Source organism: Carbonicoccus niuqiaonis (assembly GCF_050157065.1).
Classification (GTDB): Bacteria; Actinomycetota; Actinomycetes; order Propionibacteriales; family Propionibacteriaceae; genus Avipropionibacterium.
This window is the reverse complement of record NZ_CP189573.1, coordinates 1,487,584-1,509,897: the sequence shown is the minus strand read 5'-3', so window position 1 is coordinate 1,509,897 and position 22,314 is coordinate 1,487,584. Positions and strand designations below refer to the sequence as shown.

The following is a 22,314-nucleotide window of genomic DNA, read 5'->3' as shown; positions in this document are numbered from 1 at the left end:
CCTCGCCCCTCACCGCGCGTGACGGGTCGGGGCGGCGGCAGGCCGCGACGCCGTGATATCCAATACCCATGTCTTCCGAGAACGAGGCCGCCGCAGCAGGCACCGAGCAGCCCGAGGTCGTCGTGGTCGACTCCGGTGTCGACACCGAGTCCGGCGGCACCATCGTGGTCGGCGGGTACACCGCGTCGATGGACGGGATCGCCGTCGGGTTGATGTCGTACCGCTGGAACGCCTCCGACGCCGAGGCGGTCGACCTGGTCGCGAACGAGCCACTGCCGCTGGCCTCCCCCAGCTGGGTGGAGGTCCACCCGTCACAACCGCGCGTCCATGCGGTCAGTGAGGAGGGCGGCAGCCATCTGGCCGCAGTCGCGGTCGCGCTGGAGACCGGCGAGCTGACCTTGATCAACGCCGTGGAGACCGGCGGGCGCGGGGGCTGCCATCTGGCGTACAGCCCGGACGGCCGCTTCATCGTGGTGGCCCACTACGGCGACGGCAGCATCGCCAGCTTCGCGGTCGCCGACGACGGCTCGGTGTCGGGCCCGCTCGACAGCAAGACGTTCAACCAGGTCGGGGCAGACATCCTCCGCCAGGACATGTCGCACGCCCACCAGGTCGTCTGGGACGGCGACGGGTTCTGGGTGGTGAACCTCGGCGGTGACACCGTCCACTTCCTGCAGCTCGACGACGAGGGCCACTTCGTCAGTACGGTGGCCCCGATCGAGCTGCCGGCCGGCTGTGGGCCCCGCCATCTGGTCCGGGTCGGTGACCACCTGGTCGTGGCGTGTGAGCTGACCGCCCAGGTGTGGGTGGGGCGTCGGACCGGTGACGGGTGGCACCAGGTGGCGCTGGTCGACTCGACGACCCGGGAACGCAACATGACCGACAACCGGGTCTACCCCTCGGGCATCGCGGCGTACGGCACCGAGGTGCTGGTGGCCAATCGTGGTTGCGACACCATCGCCGTGTTCGACCTCGACGCGGAGGCCGACACCCTCACGTACGTGACCGAGTTCGAGTGCGGCGAGTGGCCGCGTGACCTCAAGGTGTTCGGCGATCGGATGTGGGTCGCCTGCCAGGTCGACAACGTGGTGACCACCTTCGTCCGCGACACCGACCCGGCCGTGCGCTGGCAGCGGGACTTCGAGTTCGCCACCGCCAGCCCGGCGTGTGTCGCGATGGTCGCAGCCACCGCCTCGGAGGGTGCCCGATGAGTTCGACGAGTACTGACCTGACGACCGGCGGCACGGTGCTGCCGATCACCCGCTGGGGCACCCCGGTGATGCACGAGCGCACCAAGCCAGTCACCGACTTCGATGACGAGCTGCGCACGCTGGTCCGTGACATGTTCGCCACGATGGCGGCCGCGGAGGGCGTCGGGCTGGCCGCCACCCAGGTCGGGGTGGGACTGTCGGTGTTCGTCTACGACTGCCCCGACGAGGACGAGGTCCGCCATGTCGGGGTCGTCTGCAACCCGGAGGTGACGTTGCCCGAGGGCAAGGACCGTCGGCTCGACGCCAGCGACGAGGGATGCCTGTCGTTCCCCGGCGGCTACCAGCCGCTCCCCCGGCCTGACCTGGCGACCTGTCGTGGCCAGGACGTCGATGGCAATGACATCGAAATCGTCGGTACGGGGATCCTCGCGCGCTGCCTGCAGCACGAGACCGACCACCTCAACGGCACCGTGTTCGGTGACCGGCTGAGTGCCCGGTCACGCAAGAAGCTCTCGCAGCAGCACGAGAAGCTCGCGCCGAACTACCCCGACGACTGGCCGGTGTCGCCGCGCCTGGTGGCCGGGGCCGAGGAGTCGGCGCGCGTCACCGAATGAGCTGCTGCTCGCACCCGGTCCGTCCCTGCCCCGATCCGTCCCTGCCCTGATCCGTCCCTGCCCCGTCGAGCGGGGCGCCTCACCGCGTCGCGTAGAACGCGACGGCCGAGGCTGCTGCGACGTTGAGCGAGTCGACGCCACCCATCATGGGGATCGTCACCCGCAGGTCGACCAGCCGATCCGTCGACGCCGCCAGCCCGTGACCCTCCGTACCGAAAACCAGCGCCAACCGTGGCGGGTTCCGGGCAGCCAACTCGTCGAGCGTGATCGCTCCCTCGCCCAGGGTCATGCCGGCCACCACGTAGCCGGCCTCCTGCAGCAGCCGGGCCCCGGCCGGCCAGGGGTCGACACGAGTCCACGGCACGTGGAAGACCGAACCCATGCTGACCTTGATCGACCGGCGATAGAGCGGGTCGGCACAGTTGGGTGTCACCAGCACCGCGTCGACGCCGAGGGCCGCGGCGGAGCGGAAGCAGGCCCCCACGTTGGCGTGATCGACCAGGTCCTCCAGCACCGCGATCCGTGACCGTGGGGTACGGCCGGGAACGTCGAGCAGGTCAGCCAGCGCGGGAGCGACGGCGCGATGCATCGACGCCAACGCACCACGGTGGACGTGGAAGCCGGTCACCCGTTCGGCCAGTTCCTCGGTGACCACGTACACCGGGACGCCCAGGTGCCGGTCCAGGACGTCGGCCAGACCGGGCAGCCAACGCCGGGCCAGCAGGAACGACCGCGGCTCGTGGCCGGACTCGACCGCACGCCGGATCACCTTCTCGCCTTCGGCGATGAACAGCCCCCGTTCGGCCTCCAACGATCGCCGCAGGCTGCTCTCCCGCAGCGCGACGTAGTCGCCGAGCCGGTCGTCGGCCGGGTCGGTGATGATCACCTCGCGACTCATCCGCGGGCCAGCTTCCAGACCTCGTTGCCGATGGCCACGACACCGACGGTGACGATGATCGACCGGTACACCACCGACGGCAGCCGGCGGCCGACACGGCCACCGATCTGGGCGCCGATGATCGCGCCGCCGGCGATCAGGCCGGCGATCAGCCAGTCGATCGGGCGGACGGCGATGAAGATCAACGCCGCCACCCCGTTCACCAGCAGCGTCAGCACGTTCTTCACCACGTTCAACCGGGGCAGGGTCTCCTGCAGTGTGAGGCCGAGCACACCGATCACGATCACCCCTTGTGCGGCGCCGAAGTAGCCGCCGTAGACCCCGGCGCCGAGGACGGCCAACCAGGTGAGGGCGGCCGCCACGACCGGCGGCATGATCGGCGGTCGGCCGGTCTTGCGACGGGCCGCGGTCCGCTTCACCAGATGGGGTTGTGCCACGACCAGGATGCAGCCCACGGCGATCAGCGGCGGGACGGCGTACGAGAACACCTCGGCCGGCAGCCACAACAGCAGCAGGGCCCCGACGATGCCGCCCAACAGTGACGCCGTACCCAAGGTGATCACGCGGCGGCGTTGGCCACTCAGGTCACGACGGCCGGCGAGCACCGCCGAGAACCCGCCGGGTGCCAACCCGACGGTGTTGGACATGTTCGCCGTCACCGGTGGTACACCGAGCGCCAACAGCGTCGGGAAGGTGATCAAGGTCCCGGAACCGACCACCGCATTGAGGAATCCGGCGGACAGTCCGGCGACAAGGACGGCCAGGATCTGCCACCACTCGGTCATCGGGTGGTCATGTGGGGGTGGTCAATCGGGGCCGCAACCACAACAGGGCCAGCGATCCGGCAACGCCGACGAACAGCAGTTGCAACCACCACAGTGACGGGGCGAACGCGGCCACCGCGCCACCGACGACGCAGGCCGGTGCCCACATCACCCAGGCCCGGTTGGGGCGCAGCACCTCGGCCGCGACGAACAGCGGCGCGATCGTCAGCCACAACAGCCACGGGTGCTGTCCCATGAAGTCCTGCAGGTGGATCGGCATCTCAGTCCCGCTTGACCCGGGCCGTCCACCGGCCCGCCTCGGCGCTGACGTGGAGCGGCAGGTCAAAGGTCTCGGTCAGGTTGTCGTCGGTCAACGTCTCGGACAGTGGCCCCTGCGCCACGATCCTGCCCTGCTTGAGAAGTAGCGCGTGGGTGATCCCGACCGGGATCTCCTCCACGTGGTGGGTGACCAGGACCGAGGCCGGTGACTCCTCGTCCAGCGCCAACTCGCTGAGCGTCTCGACGAGTGCTTCGCGACCGGTCAGGTCGAGACCGGCAGCCGGCTCGTCGAGCAGCAACAGTTCCGGGTCGGTCATCAGCGCCCGGGCGATCTGGACCCGCTTCCGCTCACCCTCGCTGAGGGTGCCGAAGGTCCGGTCGGCGAGGTGGTCGACCCGGAGCCGGGCCAGCAGGTCCACGGCCCGACCGTGGTCGAGGCTGTCGTACTCCTCCCGCCACCGGCCGACGACGGCGTACGCGGCCGAGACGACGACGTCGGCGACACGTTCACTGCGCGGGATCCGTTCGGCCAGGGATGCCGACGCGACGCCGATCCGCGGTCGCAACTCGAACACGTCGACCATGCCGAGGATCTCCCCCAGGATGCTGGCGACCCCCGACGTCGGATGGATCATCGCCGAGGCGACCTGCAGCAGCGTCGTCTTGCCCGCGCCGTTCGGCCCGATGATGACCCACCGGTCCCCTTCGGCCACCTGCCAGTCGATGTCCGCCAGCAGGTGCTGCCCACCACGGACGACGCCCACTCCGGCCAGTTCGATCACATCCATGGGGCAAAACCTACAAGACCCCCGCCGGGAGGCCCGCGTGTGCTCGGCGCCCGGCGTGCGTGTCCCCACCGCCCGGCGTACCGTGAGGCCGTGCCCGTCTCGATCGTCGACCCGGTCCTCGCCGCCGTACGCCTCACCGTGTGGCTGAACTCGGCCTGCTGGGCGGGCCCGGACACCGTCGGCACGAGCCCGGACGTGGCTGCCCGAACGATCGTCGCCGGGGACGCCGCCCACCACGTCGTCGACCGCTCGGGGCTGTTGGGTCTGGACCCGTTGTACGCCAACGAGTTGTCCGCCGCGCTGTCGGCGGCGGCCGCCTTCGAGCAGGCGGGCTGGGTGTTGGCGATCCCCCGGCCCGGACACCTGGGACCGTTGCGTGGTCCGGCGGAGACGAACCAGCAGGTGATCGCCGCCGGCGCCGGGGTGCTGGCCCGCACGGCGGGGGTCGCGTTGGTGCCCGAGGTGGTCGGTGGCGCGGTGCAGTGGACGACACTGTCCGCGAGCAACCCGGCAACCAGTACGACGGTGTCGGAGGGGGAACGGGCGGTGGCCGAGGCCGTCCTCAGCGCGACCGCGGAGCTGAGCGCCCTCGACGTCGCCGGCGGCGATCGGCCGACCGCCCACACCGTCCGGTTGCCGAAGCCGTACGAACCGCGCCGTCAGCGGGCGCTCGACCGGGGCCTGGGGCTGTACACCGCATGCACCGTGGCGTTGACCGATGAGGGGTCGGCGATCTCCTCGTTCGAGACCCAGCGTCGTCGGCAGGTGCTGACCCCGTTGGTCGGCCACGCGGCCGACCTGGTGTGCGCGGTGTGTTCGACGCCGCCGACGGTGCGCTGACCTCCCCGCCCGGCCCCGGCCGGACCGATCCGGGCGCCACTACGCTGGTGATCATGAGTCAGCAGTCGGGGGGCATTCCGGATCCGGTCGAATCGCTGATGCAATCGCCGGCCGAGATGGCCGAACTGATCACCGCCACCGGGGAGGCGGTCCACCAGGCCACCCGGGACGACGGCGTGGCCGCCCCCGGCGAACTCACCGCGCGGATGCTGTTGTGGCTGGACCCCGTGCTGGAGGCCGCCGACCAGTTGTCCCCGCTGTGGCGGTCGATCGCGGCCAGCCAGTACATGCTGGCACCACGCGGCACCGACGCCGGCGGCGAGCAGTCGACCTGGCAGGAGCACACCTGTGGCGCCGCTCGGAGACGCCTCGACAGTCTGGCCGACCTGACCGAGACACCGTTGCGGTCCGCGGCGGTCCAGCACGACTACTTCGCTGCGGTGGCACGGTTGCGGGGCGTACGGCCACCGCGCGGCGACGACGTCGGCGACGGCATCAGGCTGGTGCACCAGGCCGCCCCGTTCGTCCGCGACATGGCTCGGCTGTTGTCGGCGATGACCGTCGCCGGGTTCTCCCGTCAGCCGTTGGACGGCCTGCCCCAGTTGGTCGTGTCGGGCCTCACCTCGATCGCCGAGCAGTTCGGCAGCCAGCAGCTCGTGCTGGCGGAGCAGGGCCACAGCACCCTCACCAACGAGCGGGCCGAAACGCTGACCGCACTGTTGCGGGAACTCGCCTCACTGAAACTGGCCGGGTTTCCGACGCTCCACGCATTCGTGCCGCAGGTCGTCGGCAGCACGCTGAAGGAGGCCCGGGGCACCTTGGGGGCCTACTCCCTGCAGGTCGACGCCGCCGACGGGGTGCACCCGCCACCGCGACAGCGCGTGCCACGACTGGAGGGTGGTTGGACGGTGGTCGCCCAGGAGCCGGCCGGCGGCACTCGCGTACCCTTCGACAGCACGGTGCTGATCCACTTCGCCAAGGCCGGCGAGGAACCGCTGCCGCACCTCAGGAGTTGATCATGGACGGGTTGACCGTCATCCCGCAGGCCGTTTCGTCGGTCGACGTCGCGCCCGCCCCGGCAGTCCTGGTGCTCCCCGGCGGTGGCTACGGCAACTACGGCGCCCCCGAGACCGAGAATGTCGGGCACTGGCTCGCCGGCGCCGGACTCCACGCCTTCGTCCTGCGCTACCCGGTCCAGCCCGACCCCGGAGCACCGTTGCACCCCAAGCCGTTGCTGTCGGCGGTCGAGGCGATGCGCCACATCCGTACCGGTGACCACGGACTCGACGTCATCCCTGATCAGGTGGGCGTCATCGGGTTCTCCGCCGGTGGACACCTCGCCGCCAGTCTCTGCCACGCCGACCTGTTGCTCGACGACACCGACATCCCCGGCGACCTTGCCGAGGTGGGAGGGGTGGGCGAGGTGGGCGGGGTGGGTGATGCGATCCCGAACTTCGCGCTGCTGTGCTATCCGGTGTTGTCGATGCTGCGCGAGCCCAACCGCGGCTCCACCGACCGCCTGGTGGGCAGCCCGCCCGCCGCCGGTCTGCCCGAGTTGCTCAACCTGTCCGACCGGGTGCACCCCGGGACGCCGCCCACGTTCCTGTGGCACACCGCCGCTGATCCGGGTGTCCGGGTCAGCCACTCCCTCGACTACGCCGATGCGCTGCATCGCCACGAGGTGCCGTTCGAGTTGCACGTGTTCCCGGAGGGGCGGCACGGGCTCGCGCTGGCACCGTTCGACCCGACGGTGCGACAGTGGACCCGACTGGCCGAGGACTGGATCCGGCGGACCACCGCAGGCTGAGCCACGGCCGTACGGGGCCAAACTCCTGCGGGTACGGCTCACGCGCCGGTGGAGTGCATCCCCCCGTCGACGTGCACGATCTCGCCGGTGGTCCGCGGGAACCAGTCGCTGAGCAGCGCCACCACGGCCTTCGCCGCCGAATCGTAGTCCTTGCTGTCCCAGCCCAGGGGGGCGCGCTCGTCCCACACCTGGTTGAACTGCTCACCGCCGGGGATGGCCCGCTTGGCCAAGGTGTCCAGCGGTCCGGCCGCGACCAGGTTGACCCGGACCCCGTCGGCACCGAGGTACCGGGCGAGATAGCGCGACACGCTCTGCAGGGTGGACTTCGAGACCCCCATCCAGCCGTACACCGGCCACGACACCGAGTTGTCGAAGTCCAACCCCACAACGGATGCGGAGTCGCCGAACAGTGGCTTGCACGCGGTGGTCAAGGTCGCCAGCGAATACGCCGACACCTGCAGCGCCTGCGACACGTCCGACCATGGGGTGGTCAAGAACCCGTCGGCGAAGGCGGTCTCCGGGTTGGCGTACGCGATCGAGTGGACGACACCGTCGAGGTGGTCGACGTGCTCACGGATCTTGTCCGGCAGGGCGGCCAGGTGATCATCGTCGGTCACGTCCAGCTCGATCAGCGGCGGCACCGGCTCGAGCTTCTGGATCACCCGGTTGGACAGGCTCATCGCGCGACCGAAGTTGGACACGATGACCGTCGCCCCTTGCTCAGCAGCGATCCGCGCCACCGAGTAGGCGATGGAGGTGTTCATCGTGACGCCGGTGACGAGCACGTTCTTGCCCTCAAGAATTCCCATGATCAGTTTCTCCCTTGCTCGTCAGAGGGTGTCAGTGTCCCATGCCCAGGCCACCGTCGACCGGGATCACGGCGCCGCTGATGTAGCCGGCCTCGTCACCGGCCAGGAAGGCGACGGCCGCGGCCACGTCCTCGCTGCTGCCCATCCGGCCCAGCGGAATCTGTGACTTGTACTTCGCGACCAGGTCGTCGGAGAGTTCGGCGGTCATGTCGGTCTCGATGAAGCCCGGTGCCACCACGTTGGCGGTGATGTTGCGGGAGCCGACCTCGCGGGTGAGTGACCGAGCCATCCCGACCAGTCCGGACTTGGCGGCGGCGTAGTTCACCTGACCGGCCGAGCCGAGCAGGCCGACCACCGAGGAGATGAAGATCAACCGGCCCCAGCGGGCCCGCACCATGGGTCGTACGGCCCGTTTCGCCAGTCGGAACGCCCCGGTGAGGTTGGTCTGCAGTACCGACTCGAAGTCCTCGTCACTCATCCGCAGGATGAGCGTGTCCTTGGTGATGCCGGCGTTCGCGACGACCACTTCGACCGGGCCGAGGTTCTCCTCCACCTCGACGAAGGCACGCTCGACCTGCTCCGCATCGGTGATGTCGCACTGCACCCCGAGCACCCCGTCGGGCACCTCGCCACTGCGGTACGTCGCCGCCACGCGGAAGCCGCGGGCCGCCATCGAGGCTGCGATGACGCGTCCGATCCCCCGGTTGCCACCGGTGACCAGGACCACGCGGCCCGGAGCGTTCTCCGTCTGTTCGTCGTTCATCTGCGTCACGCTATCGCGCCCGGGCAGCGTAGTGTTGGGGGATGGCCGAGCCTCGGACGTCGATCACCGACGCACCCGACGCCGCATCCCGGGACGCGAGCAAGCGCACCAAGCGATATCTGATCATGATGGGCATCCGGGTGGTGTGCATCATGACCGCATTCCTGATCCCGGGCTGGCCGAAGTGGGTCGTGATCGCGGCCGCGGCCATCCTGCCCGGTATCGCCGTGCTGGTCGCCAACCAGCCCAATCGGCGCAAGATTGCCTCCAGCCAGGCACAGGACGAAGGATCGGACCGACCCCAACTGTCGGACGGGTCGTACGACGTGGTGCCCGGTGAGCTGGACGAGACCTCGGAACCCCCCTCGCACGTCAGTCGGTCGACCCCGCAGGACGACCCGGCACCGCATACCAGTTGACGCAGGGGCCGCTCGATCACCGACGGGGAGCGGCGCGCTCACAACGATCCTGGTGGACAACCGTCGCCAGGACGGTAATCAACAGGATCAGCTCGAAGGTGTTGGTGGCCGCTCCGCTGGGTACGGGGATGGGCACCGCACTGCCGATCACCATCACGACGGTGCCGACCAACAGCCACGGCCACCGGTCACGCTTCAGCGCCACGATCCCGGCGACGAGGAGGGCCGCAGCGACCACCAGCACCATCAGGGGTGGCCCGGGGGGTGTGTTCTCGTTGGTGTACCGCAGCACACCGAACTCCCACTGCGGCACCAGGTGCATCCCGATCGCCCCGACCACGACCTCGTAGCCGACCAGGGCAACCGTCACCAGGCCCGTCACGACCCGGGCGATCGTCGACGACGCCCAACGGGCACCCGTCCGTACGATCACGTGCCACGCAACCGGTACCAGCAGCGGGGTGAGGAAGGCGTGCAGCCAGTAGCGCGGCACACTCAACCCGAGGAGCAGCGGCCCGTCGCCGATCATCGCTCCGGCACCGATCACCGCGTTGTCGTACAGCAACCCCAACAGCACCAACAGGTAGAGGTGCGAGGCCGTCGGTCGGCCGCGCCGGACCGTCAGCGCGACACCTCCGATCAGCAACCCCGCATGGGCAACGGCGAAGGCGAGGTACAAGACCTGGTCCATCAGTTCCTCCTGGATCGGTCGATCAGTCGGGGTGGCTGCCCGGGGCGTGATCCATCAGTCGGATCGCATCATCAAGGGTGTGTCCAGCTCGGTCGTGGGCTGGTGGACCAGGTTCTGATCGGTTTCGATCTCGACGTGGATCAACCGCCGATGGCCGACATCGGGCGATCGGGCTGCAGGAAGGTCGGGTCGTCGATCCCGTGGCCGGGCAGTTTCGCTGCGACGGCCCGGATCCATTGTGCCGCCAACTCGTCGTCGGAGGCGCCGGCCCGCATCGCGGTCCGCAGGTCCGACTCGGTGCGGGAGAACAGGCAGTTGCGGATCTGGCCGTCAGCGGTCAGGCGGACCCGGTCGCAGGCTCCACAGAACGGCCTCGTCACCGCAGCGATCACACCGACGCGGTAGCCGGTGCCACCGACCACGAACCGCTCGGCCGGCGCGCTCCCCCGGTCGGCGGACCGCTCCGGGGTCAACGGTCCCACCTCGCTGAGGCGTTCCATGATCTCGACGGCCGTCACCATCTCGTCGCGCTGCCACTGGTGCTGGGCGTCCAGCGGCATCTGCTCGATGAAGCGGAGATGGACTCCCTCGGCCATCGCCCAACGCAGCAGGTCGGGAGCCTCGTGGTCGTTGACCCCACGCAACAGGACGGTGTTGATCTTGACCGGGTCCAGTCCGGCCTCTCGGGCGGCCCGGACCCCGGCCAGCACATCGGGCAGCCGACGTCGGCGGGAGAGGGTGGCGAAGGTCTCGGGGTCAAGGGTGTCGAGCGAGATGTTGATGCGGTCGAGGCCGGCGTCGACCAGGGCTTCGGCACGATTGGCCAGGCCGATGCCGTTGGTGGTGAGGGCCAGCTGCGGCTTCGGCCCCAGCGCCCCGATGGCGGCGACCAGTTGGACGAGATCCCTGCGCAGCAACGGTTCCCCACCGGTGAGCCGGACGGTGGTGATGCCGAGCCTGGAGACCCCCAGTCCGATCAGGCGCAACAGTTCCTCGTTGGTGAGGATCTCGTCACCCGGCAGCCACGGCACTCCCTCGGCAGGCATGCAGTAGGTGCACCGCAGGTTGCAGCGGTCGGTCAGCGAGACCCGCAGGTCGGTTGCAACCCGGCCGTAGGCGTCGGCCAGTACTCCGGCCGGTGCCCCGGCAGAGATCGTGGTCGGCTGAGTGCTCATCCATCGAGTCTACGGAGACCGTACGCCGGCACCTCGCCCAGGGAGCCGATCGGCGTTTCGAGCCGTGCGGCCGTCAGCGGTGGCCGGGGTCGAACGCCCCCCCCTTCGCCGGGGTCCAGCGTCGGCACGCACGCGTTCGGATGGGGTGTCAGTGGTGGGTGGGAGAATGGGACGGGCAGGTGCGGGTTGGGTGGTCGGATCGGCCGGGATCTGTTGCCTGTAAGGAAAACTCGTCGAAAAAGTTGCCCCCGACCCCTTGATCGAACAGGTGTACGAATCTAGAATTGGGGTATGAGCAACGACGCCCCCCACCGGCCCGACGGCAGCGGCCCCGACCCGCTGGAGCCACCCCAGCCGGCACCGGACGCACTCGGTCCGGACGGTCCCGCTGACCGCGACACCCCGCACCGCGACGTGACAGCCGGCACCGCAGCCGACCCGACTGCGGGGCTGCCTGCCGACACCGATGACGGTGTGTCGGGGCCGGTGGCGGCGTTGGCGGTGTTCGAGGCCGGGCTGGTCGGGCTGCTCGGCCTGCCGGAGGCTGCGTGGACGGGGCTGGCCGCCGACGAGCTGTTGGGGGTGATCAAGGGGTTCGAATCGATCCGGAACCGGATGGTCCAGATCGACCATCAGCTCGTCCACGCCAGCACCATCACCCGGTTGGCGGACCGGCAGGCGTTCGCCACGACCACCCAGCTCCTCGCCGGCACGGTGTTGGTCCGCACCGCTGAGGCCGCCGGCCGGGTCACCACCACCCGAGAACTCCGCCCGAGCGTGTCGATGACTGGGGAGCCGGTCGAGCCGCGGCGGCCGTATCTGGCCGCGGTGGTCGCGACCGGCCGGGTCACCCCCACCCTGAAGCGCCCCAGGTTCTCTGCCGCTCTCATACGGGTTGCGGCTCTCGGGTGAGGGTCGCGTAGTGGGCGGCCTCGAACTCGGCCGGGGTCATGTAGTCGAGGCTACTGTGCAGGCGCCGCTGGTTGTACCAGTCGACCCAGCCGGCGGTGGCGTACTCTACGTCGGCGATCGTCTTGTAGGGACCGTCGTGGAAGACCGTGGTGCGGATGCACTCGGTCTTGAACAGGCCGATGATCGTCTCCATCAGCGCGTTGTCGTAGGCATCGCCGACCGACCCGATCGAGGGGTGGATGCCCTCGAGCGCGAGGTGCTCGGTGTAGTGGATCGCGGTGTACTGTCGGCCGGCATCAGAGTGACAGATCAGCTCTTCGCGGGTGATCGGGGTGCCGGTGCGTCGCGCGCGCTGCCACAACGCGATCCGCAGCGGGGTCATCACCAGGTCGACGTCGCGGACGGTCGCGGCGTGCCAGGCCACGATCTTCTGGGCGAACACATCGACGATGAAGGCGACATAGACCCAGCCGGCCCAGGTGCGGCAGTAGGTGAAGTCGGCGACCCAGACCCGGTTGGGGGCCGGGGCGGTGAAGTCGCGATCCAGCAGGTCCCCGGCGCGATTACCGTTCTTGGCCGGGATCGTGGTGCGCAGCTTCTTGCTGCGGCGGATCCCGCTCAGTTGAAGGCTTCTCATCGCCCGATCGACGCTGCCCGGGGATGCCTCGGGCAGGTGCCGGCGGACCAGCGCGGTCATCTTGCGCCGACCGTAGAGGCCCTCGGGAGTCAGCTTGCGTCGGCCGTCGCGCTCATCGATGGTCCAGGCCAGGTCACGAATCTTGTCCTCGACGATCGCGTCAGTGATCGTCTGAGCAGCGATCCTCAGGTGAGCGCGTTTCCAGGCTCGGTAGGTCCGCGCGGCGACCTGGCAGCCCTGCTCACGCAGGACCCGGCAGATCGACTCGACCGCATGGCCTTGCTCGCGCATGGTGTCGATGAATCCCATGATCAGCGGCTGCGGGGGTCGAGCTCCCCCGCGAAGAAAGACGTGGCCGCGCGTAGGATCGCCACGTCCTCACGGAGCCGACGGTTCTCCGCCTTCAGCTTCTTGATCTCTTCGTTTTCCGTCGATGTGAGACCGGGCCGCAGACCCGAGTCGACCTCAGCTTGTCGCACCCAACGGCGAACAGACTCCTTGCCGATGCCGAGCTGCCGAGCCACCGCCTCACAGGCAGCGGTCAGCGACGGATACTCCTGCTGGTGCTCGGCGACCAGCCGGACAGCGCGAGCCTTGAGCTCGCCATCGATCTTCTTGGGCATGGACTGCATCCTTCCAACTCACAAAGATGCGGCATCAAACCTGGGGCGCTTCACCCACACGCAGATCGCGTTACGCGCCCTCGGCAAGATCGGCAAGGTCGCCCACACCACCGCCGAACAGGTCGAGCGGGCCGAACAAGATTTGGCCAGTCACGCGCCGGTGCTGACCCCGCGACAGTTCCAGGTGTTCGCCGACAAACTGGTCGACGTGATCGACCCCGACGGGGTCCTGCCCGACGACCGGGACCACGAAGGCCGCCGCGGCCTGAACTGGTGGGAAACCCGCGACGGGTCGTGGCGGATCGAGGGCCGGATCACCCCCGCCCTGGCACAGAAACTGAATGCCGTGTTCGACCCCCTCACGCTGCCCCAGGACGGGCCCGACGGACCCGACGTCCGCGACCAGCCCCAACGCACCCACGACGCACTCGAGATGCTGCTCGACCGGATCCTCCGTGGTCCCGGGCTGCCCGAGTTCGGTGGCACCCCGACCACGGTGTTCGTCACGATCAACTACCAAGACCTGCTCGACGAAACCGGTCACGGCACCTTCACCGACGGCACCCCCATCGCCACCGATACGCTGCTCAAGATGGCCGCCCAGGCCGACATCCTGCCCGTCGTGCTCACCAGCGAAGGCCAAGTGCTGCACCTGGGCCGGTCGCAGCGGATCGCGTCGAAACACCTCACCCATGCCCTGTATGCCCGGGACAAGGGCTGCTCGTTCCCCGGCTGCCACGTCACCCCCCAATGGTGCGAACGACACCACATCCACCCCTGGCACCGCGGCGGCCCCACCAACCTGGACAACATGACCCTGCTGTGTCGCTACCACCACCACAACTTCGAACGCCTCGCCTGGACCTGCCACCTCAACAACGACGGCATCCCCGAATGGACCCCACCGGCCTACATCGACCCCACCCAAACCCCGATCACCAACACCCGCATCCGCCACGCCGCCTGACCCGACCCCGCCAGCCCACCACCCCGACACCACCAGTCGTCACCCCGACACACCCCCGCGTGTCGGGGCCTCCGGCCTGCCCAGAACCGGCCAGCGACGACCGACGGAAGTCTTCGGGATGAACCCGATGCCTGCCGGACCACGATCCGCCGTGATCCGCCCCTGCCCCGCCCCCGAGCAACGCCGCAGGGCCCCCGTGGAATGATCAAAAGGAACCATCTCGTACGAGGGAGAAGCGATGACTCTGGACGAATGGGTGCGGTCCGTCACCGAGGAACTCGACATCACCGACCTCGAGTTCGACACCGACACCATGCACATCGTGCTGGATCTGGCCCGCGACGCCGCCCACGCGGTACAACGCCCTGCCGCCCCACTCACCACCTTCCTGGTCGGCGTCGCCGTCGGCCGTGGCCGCACCCTCGAGTCTGCGGCCGCCAAGGCGACAGCGCTCGCCGTACGCGACGAGGTCGGCAGTCCGACCACCCCGCCCGATCCGTCGGCGCCACCCCTCAGTGGCGGCAACACCGACGCATCCACCAGCTGACCGACACCCCTGCCCCACCACGCCCGACGCCGGTGGGCACCCCACGTAGGCTGGCTCGGTGCGTCCTGTGTTGGTGCGAATCCTGAGCCTGGTGGCCTTCGGCTGTGTGCTGGCCGTGGTCTTCGTCAACCTCGGTCAGTGGCAGCTGCGCAGGCTCGACGAGCGGCAGGCGCGCAATGCGGCCGTGGTGGCTGCCGAGGCCGCCCCGGTCGCCGACTGGCACGACTACTTCACCCGTCCGCTGACCGAGGCGGACGAGTGGCACCGAGTCCGGATCTCGGGCACCTACGACCCCGAGCACCAGTACGTGGTCAGGTTCCGCCACAACGGTGATGTCCGTGGATACGAGGTCGTCACCCCACTGCGGACCGATGACGGCACCGTGGTGCTGGTGAACCGTGGCTTCGCCCCCGTTCCGTCGGGGGAGCAGATGCCCACCTCCGCACCGCCACCGCCGGCCGGTCAGGTCGAACTCATCGGCATGGTGCGGCTCGACGAACGGGGCGGTCCCGGCGCCGAGGATCCCAATCAGGGCCAGGTGCGGGTGATCAACTCCGAGAAGATCGGGGCGGCCCTCGGCGAGCCCGTCGCCAGTGGTTGGCTGCACCTGCTCGAAAGTGACCCGGCCCAGGACTCGACCCTGGCTCCGGCAGAGGGCGCCAAGCTGGACGAGGGCCCGCACCTGTCGTACGCGGTGCAGTGGTTCCTGTTCACCCTCGTCGGCGTGATCGGCATCATCGTGTTCATCCGTACCGAGCTGAAGGATCGTCGCAAGCAGCGCGACCGCCGGGTCAAGCAGGACTCCCGTGCTGGCTGACGTGGTCGACCTGCTCCGCTGCCCCGGCTGCGGTACGGAGTTGGCCGTCACCGATCGCGTGCTGGGCTGCCGAACCACGCACCGCTACGACATCGCCAAGCAGGGGTACGTCAACCTGCTCAGCACGCCCGCCGGGGCGAATGCCGACACCGCCGACATGATCACCGCCCGCGAAGGACACCTGTCACGGGGACACCATGACGCGGTGCGGGAGTTGCTCGTCGCCCGGTCCGGAGCGGTGGTGCTCGATGCGGGCGCCGGCCCGGGCTGGTACCTGGCCGGCCTTCCCGACACCTCGCGCGGGCTCGCGCTCGACCTGTCCGTCGCGGCTGCACGCCGGGCCGCCAGGGTCGACGCCCGGGTGGGAGCGGTGGTCTGCGACCTGTGGGGACCGCTACCCGTCGACTCCGGCGTGATCGACACCGTGTGGTGCGTCTTCGCTCCCCGCAACTTCGACGAGTACGCCCGGGTGTTGCGGCCCGGCGGCGAGTTGATCATGGTGATCCCCGGGGCGGACCACCTGCACGAGCTCGTGTCCGCCGGACTCACCATCGGTGTGGAACCGGCCAAGGAGGAACGGCTCCAGGAGCAGTTGACCGCCATGACCGGTCCACGCCGGTTGGTGCCACGCTGGCGCGAGCAGTTCCATACGGAGGCAGCAGCCGACGCCGCTGCCGTGGCTGACGTGATCGGGATGGGCCCCAGTGCACACCACCCGACAACCCGGTCCACCGCGCCGCTGCCATCGCTGTTCACGGTGTCGTTGACCGTCCTGGGCCTGCGCGTTCAGACCCGAGGCTGAGCCACCGCCTGCGTCGGGCCGAGCCCGACGGGTGGGAACGTCGGCGTCCCCACCCGGTCACGGGCTCGACCTCACATGATCACTTGGCAGACTTCTTGGCGGCCGTCCGCCTCGCCGGTGTCTTCCTGGCCGGTGCCTTCTTGGTGGTGCCGGACGTCCGCTTCGCGGCCGCCTTGGTCGTTGCCGTCTTCGCGGGCGCCTTCTTCGCGGGCGCCTTCTTCGCCGTCGACTTCGCCGCAGTGGCCTTCGTGGCCGTGGTCTTCTTGGCTGCCGACTTCGCCGGCGCCTTCCTGGCCGTCGTCTTCCTGGCGGTCGACTTCGTGGCCGTGGTCTTCTTGGCTGCCGACTTCGCCGGCGCCTTCTTGGCTGGCGCCTTCTTCGCCGGCACCTTCTTCGCCGTCGACTTCGTGGCCGTGGTCTTCTTGGCTGCCGACTTCGCCGGGACCTTCTTCGCCGTCGCCTTCTTCGCCGTCGCCTTCTTCGCCGTCGACTTCGTGGCCGCGCTCCCCCGCGTGGCACCGCCCCGGGTCCGCATCGGGACACCAGCGTCCTGCAGTGCCTTGTGGATGGATCCGTACGAACGTCCGGAGTCCTCCATGATCGATCGAATGCTCTCGCCACTCTTGTAGCGACGGGCGAAGTCCTTGGTCATCTTCGTCCGGTCGGCGCCCGTGATCCGGGCACCCTTCGACACTGCGGTCGCCATCTTGCCTCCTCGCGGTCTGCCCCACAGGGTGACCTGTGAGTGCGCCGGCCGGGAGTTCCGACCAGCAATCTTCCTCCCATGATCGACTCGCAGGTGATCACTTGGCAACCGCACAGGCCGAAAAAGTTGATCTTTCGTGTCCAGAACACCCTGCACCGAACACGGAATCCAGCCGCCGTTCGGCTCGGACCACGGCTGATCATGGCCCCCCTGAACGGCTCAGGCGAGCGAGATCAACTCCGCGTACTCGGGGGACCACAGGTCCTCGACACCGTCGGGCAGCACCAACACCCGATCGGGATCCAGCGCATCGACCGCACCTTCGTCGTGGGTGACGAGCACGACCGCCCCGGCGTAGGTACGAATGGCGTTCAACACTTCCTCACGTGAAGCAGGATCCAGGTTGTTGGTGGGCTCGTCGAGCAGCAGTACGTTCGCACTCGAGACCACCAACATCGCCAGCGCCAACCGGGTCTTCTCGCCGCCCGACAGCACCCGGGCCGGCTTCTCCACGTCGTCGCCGGTGAACAGGAACGAGCCGAGCACCTTGCGTACCTCGGTGTCGTTCAGGTTCGGCGAAGCCGACTTCATGTTGTCCAGGACGGAACGAGTCAGGTCCAAGGTGTCGTGTTCCTGGGCGTAGTAGCCGATCTTCAACCCATGGCCCGGCAGCACCTCACCGGTGTCGGGGGTCTCCAACCCGCCAAGGATCCGCAGCAGCGTGGTCTTGCCCGCGCCGTTGAGCCCGAGGATCACGACCTGGCTCCCCCGGTCGATGGCCAGGTCGACCCCGGTGAACACCTCCAGCGAGCCGTACACCTTCGACAGGTCCTGGGCACGCAGGGGCGTCTTGCCGCAGGGCGCCGGCTCGGGAAACCTGATCTTGGCCACCTTGTCCGACGCCCGTTCACCCTCGATCCCGGCAAGCAGCTTCTCGGCACGCCGAGCCATGTTCTGCGCGGCGACCGCCTTGGTGGCCTTCGCGCCCATCTTCGCCGCCTGCGTGAGCAACTGATCGGCCTTCCGTTCGGCGTTGACCCGCTCCCGCTTCCGCCGCTTCTCGTCGGTCTCCCGCTGCGTCAGGTACCGCTTCCAGTCCATCGCGTACTGGTCGAGCTCGGCACGGTTCGCGTCGAGGTGGAAGACCTTGGTCACGGTCGCGGCCAACAGTCCGGTGTCGTGGCTGATGATGATCAAACCACCGCTGTGACCCTGCAGGAAGCCGCGCAACCACAGGATCGAGTCGGCGTCGAGGTGGTTCGTCGGCTCGTCGAGCAGCAACGTCTCGGCACCGGAGAACAGGATCCGCGACAGCTCGACCCGGCGGCGTTGACCACCGGACAGGGTGTGCAATGGTTGGCCGAGCACGCGGTCCGGCAGGCCGAGGTTGCTGGCGATCCGTGCAGCTTCGGCCTCGGCGGCATAGCCGCCACCGGCGGTCAGCTCGGCCTCGGCGCGGGTGTAGCGGGCCATCGCCCGTTCCCGGACGGCCGGGTCGTCGTCGCCCATGTCCTGCTCGGCCTGCTGCATCCGGCGGAGCGCGGCGTCGAGGCCTCTGGCGGACAGGATCCGGTCACGGGCCAGCATGTCGAGGTCACCCGTCCGAGGGTCCTGCGGCAGGTAGCCCAGGTCGCCGGTCCGGGTGACTGCTCCGCCGGCCGGGAGCCCCTCGCCGGCGAGGATGCGGGTGAGGGTCGTCTTGCCTGCACCGTTGCGTCCGACCAGTCCGATCTTGTCGCCGGCGGCGACCTGGAACGACGCCTTCTCCAGCAGCAGCCGAGCCCCGGCCCGGACCTCCAGGTCCTTGGCCACGATCATGTACGACACCCCTCACCCATGGGGCCCGACCCTCGGGGACCCAAACCCTTCCAGTGTCCCCGAGCGGGCAAGCCCGGACCAAATCAGTTCCTGGCCGAGGAGCAGTCAGCGGCGAGCCTCACCCCGATTCGACCCGCCCCGACCCGGGACGGGCCAACTCCACCTGTGTGGCCGCCAGCCGCGCCACCAGCGGCAGGTCGTGTGAGATCACCAGCACCGCGACTCCGTCCCGGGCAGTCTCACGGAGCAGGTCCATGATCAGCAGTGTGGTGATCGCGTCCTGGGCCGTGGTCACCTCGTCGGCGATCAGGACGTCCGGTCCCACCGACAGGGCCCGGGCGAGCACCACCCGTTGCAGCTGGCCACCCGACACCTCGGCCGGACGACGCGTCAACAGGGTCCGATCGACGTGGCAGCGGTCAGCCCAGTCCAGCGGGTCACCGGCCGGGAAGCCGTGCAGCCGTGCGGGAAGCGTCAATGCCTCGGCCAGGGTGTGCCGCGGATCGACCTCCCGATGCGGGTGCTGGGAGACGAGTTGGACCCGCCGTCGATCACCGGCCGGGGCCGCCCATCCCCAACGGCTGGTGAGCACACCGTCGAGCAGTCGTCTGCCCGAGTCCGGCGCCAGGACCCCGGCGGCGATCCGCGCGACGGTGGACTTGCCCACCCCGGACGGACCGGTCAGCCCGACGACGCCGCCGGCCTCGACCGACAGCGACACCGGTCCGATCCGGGTGTCGCCGAGCCGTACGGCGACATCATCGAGACGAAGCATCGCGTCACCGGACCCGTTGTCCGATGGCTGCCCGGGCAGCCACCAACGCCCGACTGTACGGATGCGTCAGGCCAGCCGGTCCGGCCGACCCGGTCTCCAGGACCCGCCCGTGCCGCATCACCGCGACCGTGTCGGCGACGGCCTCGGCGAGGTCGAGGTCATGGGTCACGACCACGGTCGTCGCGCCCTCCCTGCGTCGAGCCGTGATGACCTCGGTGACCGCGGCGGCGTCCTCGTCGCCGAGACCGGCGGTCGGCTCGTCAGCCAGCAGCAAGGGCGGCTCGTGCAGCAGGGCGGCCATCGCGGCGACGCGGCGCAGTTCGCCGCCGGACAGTTCGTCCGACCGGCGGTCCAGCAACGGTGTCGGGACGCGACACCGGCCGGCCAGGTCGTCGGGGTCGGCACGCGGCGCCGCCTCCACCAGCTGGGAGCGAATCGTCCGCGTGGCGGTGAACATGGCCTGCTGCGACCACCACCCGATCCGGCGCCCACGGATGGCACGCCATGCGTGGTCCGACACTCGTCCCAGGTCGACGGGCTCGCCGGCCGGGTCGGCCCACGTGATCGAACCACGCACCTGAGCACCGGCAGGGAGCAGCCCGACCAGCGCCGTCATCAGCAGTGACTTCCCGGCACCTGCCTCGCCGATGATCACCAGTACCGAGCCCGCCTCGACCCGGAGGTCGACCCGGTCGACGGCATCAACCCACTGACCGGCACGGTACGGATTCGGCAGCCGTACCCCGAACGCCTCGATCGTCAGCAGGGCCATCACCTCTCAGAGCTCCGTGGTGGTGTGTCGGCTGCGCAGGGTCACGCTGATCGCGACGGTGACGATCACCAGCACTGCCGCCGGGAACGTCAGTTGCCACCACGCTCCGGTGAATATCGCCTGCTGGCCGGTGTTGAGCAACACTCCCAACGACGCCTGGTGGGGTTGCAGTCCGACGCCGAGGAAGGACAACGTCGCCTCGTGCCACACCGCGTGTGGCAGCAGCAGGGCCAAGCAGATTCCGGCCTGCGGCGCAATCGCCGGCAGCAGGTGCCATCGCAGCAGGTCCCACCGCCGATACCCGAGGACCGCCGCGGCCTGGACGTGTTCGGCGTCACGCAACGGCAGCACCACCGAACGGATGATGCGGGCGACCTGCATCCAGTGCGTCAACGCGATCGCGATGATCATCGCCGGCAGGCTGCCTCGGAAGAAGACGACCAGGACGATCCCCAGCAACAGGTGCGGGATCGTGTTGACCCCGTCCACGAGGCGCATGATCACGACGTCCACGCCCCCGCCGAGCCAACCAGCCGCCACCCCCGCCAGGATGCCGGCAACCGCAGCCAACAGGGCAGCCGCGGCGGCCACCAGCAAGGACAGCCGTAGCCCGGCTGCAACCCCGGCCGCCAAGGAACGACCCGCCGCGTCCGTGCCGAACAGTCCACCGGGTCCTGGCGGCAACGAAGCCGCCGTGTAGTCCACGGCCAACGGATCGTACGGCTGCCACAGCGGCCAGCAGAGGGCGAACATGATGACCGAGACCAACACCACGACCGCCACCCGACGTGGCCAGGGACCGCGGTGCACCCGCCTGGGCATCCCGGGCCGCAACGGCGCCGGGCGCCACCGCAGCGTCGGCGTCTCACTCATCGGATCGCCCTTCTGGTACGGGGATCCAATCGCCACTGGGTCAGGTCGGCCGCCAGGTTGCCACCGATCACGACGAGGCCGGCGACCACGGTGATCGTGGCCAGCATCGGGTAGTCCACCGCCGTGGCAGCAGCAACCAGCGCCTGTCCGACACCGGGCCAGCCGAAGACGGCCTCCACCAGCACCGCTCCGGTGATCAACTCCGGCAGTCGGGCTGCGACGACGGTCACCATCGGCATCACCGCCGTCGGCAGCACGTGCACGGTCAGCACGACCCGTTCGGACACGCCGCGAGCACGTGCCCCCGACACCGCCGCCGAGGCATACCCGACGACCAGCGACTCCCGCAGGTGGAGCACCAACCACGGCAGCAGCGACACGGCGAGCGCGATCGACGGCAGCAGCAGGTGCCGCAGCACCTGACCGGCCGTGAGCGCCTCCCCCGGCTCGACGAGCCCACCGGCCGGCAGTGCCCGCCACCCCACCGCGACCACGGCGATCAGCCCCAACGCGACCAGGAACGCGGGTGTGCCGGCCAACACGGTCGCCAGTGTCGTCACGGCGCGGTCGACGATCCCGTACGGCCGACGCACCGCGACCACGGCCAGTCCGGACGCGACGACCACCGCGAGCACCAGCGACGATGCGCCGAGCAGTACGGTCCACGGCAACCGGGCCGCCAGTACATCGGTGACGGGTTGTCGGTACACCGCGGACCAGCCGAGGTCGCCGCCGGGGGTTGCGGACAGCCACGCCCACCAGTGCTGCCACCACGGTCGGTCCACGCCGAGCAGGGTGTGGATCCGGTCCCGGGTGGCGGCGTCGGCCCATTCGTCGGCCGCACCGAGATAGGCGCTGACCGGGTCGAACGGGGCCGCCGACGCCAGCAGGAACACCAGTGCGGTGACAGCCAGCAGGGTGATGGCTCCGCCGACCACCCGGCGGCCGATGATCGCCCCCACCCCACGTGACCCGGCCAAGGGCTGGGAACCGCTTCTCGGCCTCGC

The 22,314-nt window shown here is 69.4% G+C and carries 26 protein-coding genes and 1 other annotated feature; of the genes, 11 read left to right on the top strand and 15 right to left on the bottom strand.

Annotation, left to right across the window (positions count from 1 at the left end):
* Window positions 1–68: 68 nt before the first annotated feature.
* Both ACQBAU_RS06945 and def read left to right on the top strand, forming a co-directional pair.
* Entirely contained in the window at window positions 69–1,211 is a 1,143-nt protein-coding gene (locus ACQBAU_RS06945; RefSeq protein WP_434551656.1) for a lactonase family protein, read from the top strand.
* Entirely contained in the window at window positions 1,208–1,825 is a 618-nt protein-coding gene (gene def / locus ACQBAU_RS06940; RefSeq protein ID WP_434551655.1) for a peptide deformylase, read from the top strand. Before ACQBAU_RS06945 ends, def begins: the two co-directional genes overlap by 4 nt.
* 79 nt (window positions 1,826–1,904) lie before the next feature.
* Here the strand turns inward: def and ACQBAU_RS06935 are convergent, their stop codons facing one another.
* The 4 genes from ACQBAU_RS06935 to ACQBAU_RS06920 are packed head-to-tail and all read right to left on the bottom strand — an operon-like array spanning window position 1,905 to window position 4,554.
* The gene (locus tag ACQBAU_RS06935) at window positions 1,905–2,723 is read right to left on the bottom strand and encodes a TrmH family RNA methyltransferase (protein ID WP_465255743.1); all 819 of its coding nucleotides are present in this window, start codon (window positions 2,721–2,723) and stop codon (window positions 1,905–1,907) included.
* Window positions 2,720–3,508 carry a sulfite exporter TauE/SafE family protein gene (locus ACQBAU_RS06930; RefSeq protein WP_465255742.1) on the bottom strand — a complete coding sequence of 263 codons (789 nt, stop codon included), beginning with the start codon at window positions 3,506–3,508 and terminating at the stop codon, window positions 2,720–2,722. Before ACQBAU_RS06930 ends, ACQBAU_RS06935 begins: the two co-directional genes overlap by 4 nt.
* 7 nt (window positions 3,509–3,515) lie before the next feature.
* Entirely contained in the window at window positions 3,516–3,767 is a 252-nt protein-coding gene (locus tag ACQBAU_RS06925; RefSeq protein ID WP_434551652.1) for an NfeD family protein, read from the bottom strand.
* Between the two features lies 1 nt (window position 3,768).
* Window positions 3,769–4,554 carry an ABC transporter ATP-binding protein gene (locus ACQBAU_RS06920; protein WP_434551651.1) on the bottom strand — a complete coding sequence of 262 codons (786 nt, stop codon included), beginning with the start codon at window positions 4,552–4,554 and terminating at the stop codon, window positions 3,769–3,771.
* 90 nt (window positions 4,555–4,644) lie between these two features.
* On the opposite strand from ACQBAU_RS06920, the gene ACQBAU_RS06915 reads away from it, so the two are divergent.
* The 3 genes from ACQBAU_RS06915 to ACQBAU_RS06905 are packed head-to-tail and all read left to right on the top strand — an operon-like array spanning window position 4,645 to window position 7,201.
* A complete protein-coding gene (locus ACQBAU_RS06915; protein ID WP_434551650.1) occupies window positions 4,645–5,394 on the top strand; it encodes a hypothetical protein in 750 nt (249 codons plus the stop codon).
* Between the two features lie 53 nt (window positions 5,395–5,447).
* Entirely contained in the window at window positions 5,448–6,410 is a 963-nt protein-coding gene (locus tag ACQBAU_RS06910; RefSeq protein WP_434551649.1) for a PASTA domain-containing protein, read from the top strand.
* Between the two features lie 2 nt (window positions 6,411–6,412).
* Window positions 6,413–7,201: an alpha/beta hydrolase gene (locus ACQBAU_RS06905; protein ID WP_465255741.1), complete on the top strand. Its 789-nt coding sequence runs from the start codon at window positions 6,413–6,415 to the stop codon at window positions 7,199–7,201.
* Between the two features lie 38 nt (window positions 7,202–7,239).
* On the opposite strand, the gene fabI is transcribed toward ACQBAU_RS06905, so the two are convergent.
* Both fabI and ACQBAU_RS06895 read right to left on the bottom strand, forming a co-directional pair.
* Window positions 7,240–8,010: an enoyl-ACP reductase FabI gene (gene fabI, locus ACQBAU_RS06900; RefSeq protein WP_434551647.1), complete on the bottom strand. Its 771-nt coding sequence runs from the start codon at window positions 8,008–8,010 to the stop codon at window positions 7,240–7,242.
* 31 nt (window positions 8,011–8,041) lie between these two features.
* Window positions 8,042–8,773 carry a beta-ketoacyl-ACP reductase gene (locus tag ACQBAU_RS06895; protein WP_434551646.1) on the bottom strand — a complete coding sequence of 244 codons (732 nt, stop codon included), beginning with the start codon at window positions 8,771–8,773 and terminating at the stop codon, window positions 8,042–8,044.
* 41 nt (window positions 8,774–8,814) lie between these two features.
* Between ACQBAU_RS06895 and ACQBAU_RS06890 the strand changes: the two genes are divergently transcribed.
* Window positions 8,815–9,192: a DUF3099 domain-containing protein gene (locus ACQBAU_RS06890; protein WP_465255740.1), complete on the top strand. Its 378-nt coding sequence runs from the start codon at window positions 8,815–8,817 to the stop codon at window positions 9,190–9,192.
* Between the two features lie 16 nt (window positions 9,193–9,208).
* Here the strand turns inward: ACQBAU_RS06890 and ACQBAU_RS06885 are convergent, their stop codons facing one another.
* Both ACQBAU_RS06885 and moaA read right to left on the bottom strand, forming a co-directional pair.
* Complete coding sequence (locus tag ACQBAU_RS06885; RefSeq protein WP_465255739.1) at window positions 9,209–9,883, bottom strand: hypothetical protein; 675 nt, start codon at window positions 9,881–9,883, stop codon at window positions 9,209–9,211.
* Between the two features lie 140 nt (window positions 9,884–10,023).
* On the bottom strand, window positions 10,024–11,058 hold the full coding sequence (gene moaA / locus ACQBAU_RS06880) for a GTP 3',8-cyclase MoaA (protein WP_465255738.1): 1,035 nt from the start codon (window positions 11,056–11,058) through the stop codon (window positions 10,024–10,026).
* Window positions 11,059–11,349: 291 nt separating this feature from the next.
* Between moaA and ACQBAU_RS06875 the strand changes: the two genes are divergently transcribed.
* Window positions 11,350–11,970 carry a hypothetical protein gene (locus ACQBAU_RS06875; protein WP_465259472.1) on the top strand — a complete coding sequence of 207 codons (621 nt, stop codon included), beginning with the start codon at window positions 11,350–11,352 and terminating at the stop codon, window positions 11,968–11,970.
* Here ACQBAU_RS06875 and ACQBAU_RS06870 read toward each other — a convergent pair.
* A protein-coding gene (locus tag ACQBAU_RS06870; RefSeq protein WP_465259471.1) for an IS3 family transposase occupies window positions 11,945–13,230 on the bottom strand; the annotation gives its coding sequence in 2 pieces (ribosomal slippage) (window positions 11,945–12,957 and window positions 12,957–13,230; 1,287 coding nt in all). The genes ACQBAU_RS06875 and ACQBAU_RS06870 overlap by 26 nt on opposite strands.
* Window positions 12,827–12,961: a sequence feature (AL1L pseudoknot), on the bottom strand. Its footprint overlaps the gene before it by 135 nt.
* On the opposite strand from ACQBAU_RS06870, the gene ACQBAU_RS06865 reads away from it, so the two are divergent.
* The 4 genes from ACQBAU_RS06865 to ACQBAU_RS06850 all read left to right on the top strand — a co-directional run bounded on the left by ACQBAU_RS06865 (window position 13,229) and on the right by ACQBAU_RS06850 (window position 16,363).
* Complete coding sequence (locus ACQBAU_RS06865) at window positions 13,229–14,197, top strand: HNH endonuclease signature motif containing protein (protein ID WP_465259499.1); 969 nt, start codon at window positions 13,229–13,231, stop codon at window positions 14,195–14,197. The genes ACQBAU_RS06870 and ACQBAU_RS06865 overlap by 2 nt on opposite strands.
* Before the next feature lie 238 nt (window positions 14,198–14,435).
* Window positions 14,436–14,744 (top strand): DUF6457 domain-containing protein, encoded by a 309-nt coding sequence (locus ACQBAU_RS06860; protein WP_465254721.1) that lies wholly within the window; start codon window positions 14,436–14,438, stop codon window positions 14,742–14,744.
* 58 nt (window positions 14,745–14,802) lie between these two features.
* A complete protein-coding gene (locus tag ACQBAU_RS06855; RefSeq protein WP_465254722.1) occupies window positions 14,803–15,561 on the top strand; it encodes an SURF1 family cytochrome oxidase biogenesis protein in 759 nt (252 codons plus the stop codon).
* Entirely contained in the window at window positions 15,551–16,363 is an 813-nt protein-coding gene (locus ACQBAU_RS06850) for a putative RNA methyltransferase (protein ID WP_465254723.1), read from the top strand. Before ACQBAU_RS06855 ends, ACQBAU_RS06850 begins: the two co-directional genes overlap by 11 nt.
* Window positions 16,364–16,442: 79 nt before the next feature.
* Here ACQBAU_RS06850 and ACQBAU_RS06845 read toward each other — a convergent pair whose 3' ends face one another.
* The 6 genes from ACQBAU_RS06845 to ACQBAU_RS06820 form a co-directional block, all read right to left on the bottom strand.
* On the bottom strand, window positions 16,443–17,015 hold the full coding sequence (locus ACQBAU_RS06845) for a helix-turn-helix domain-containing protein (RefSeq protein ID WP_465259498.1): 573 nt from the start codon (window positions 17,013–17,015) through the stop codon (window positions 16,443–16,445).
* A gap of 273 nt (window positions 17,016–17,288) precedes the next feature.
* Window positions 17,289–18,887, bottom strand: a complete 1,599-nt coding sequence (locus ACQBAU_RS06840) for an ABC-F family ATP-binding cassette domain-containing protein (RefSeq protein ID WP_465254725.1) — start codon at window positions 18,885–18,887, stop codon at window positions 17,289–17,291.
* A gap of 118 nt (window positions 18,888–19,005) precedes the next feature.
* Entirely contained in the window at window positions 19,006–19,662 is a 657-nt protein-coding gene (locus tag ACQBAU_RS06835) for an ABC transporter ATP-binding protein (protein ID WP_465254726.1), read from the bottom strand.
* 4 nt (window positions 19,663–19,666) lie between these two features.
* Complete coding sequence (locus ACQBAU_RS06830; RefSeq protein WP_465254727.1) at window positions 19,667–20,434, bottom strand: ATP-binding cassette domain-containing protein; 768 nt, start codon at window positions 20,432–20,434, stop codon at window positions 19,667–19,669.
* A 6-nt stretch (window positions 20,435–20,440) separates the two neighbouring features.
* Window positions 20,441–21,307 carry an ABC transporter permease gene (locus ACQBAU_RS06825; RefSeq protein WP_465254728.1) on the bottom strand — a complete coding sequence of 289 codons (867 nt, stop codon included), beginning with the start codon at window positions 21,305–21,307 and terminating at the stop codon, window positions 20,441–20,443.
* Complete coding sequence (locus ACQBAU_RS06820; RefSeq protein ID WP_465259470.1) at window positions 21,304–22,287, bottom strand: ABC transporter permease; 984 nt, start codon at window positions 22,285–22,287, stop codon at window positions 21,304–21,306. Before ACQBAU_RS06820 ends, ACQBAU_RS06825 begins: the two co-directional genes overlap by 4 nt.
* Window positions 22,288–22,314: the final 27 nt, after the last annotated feature.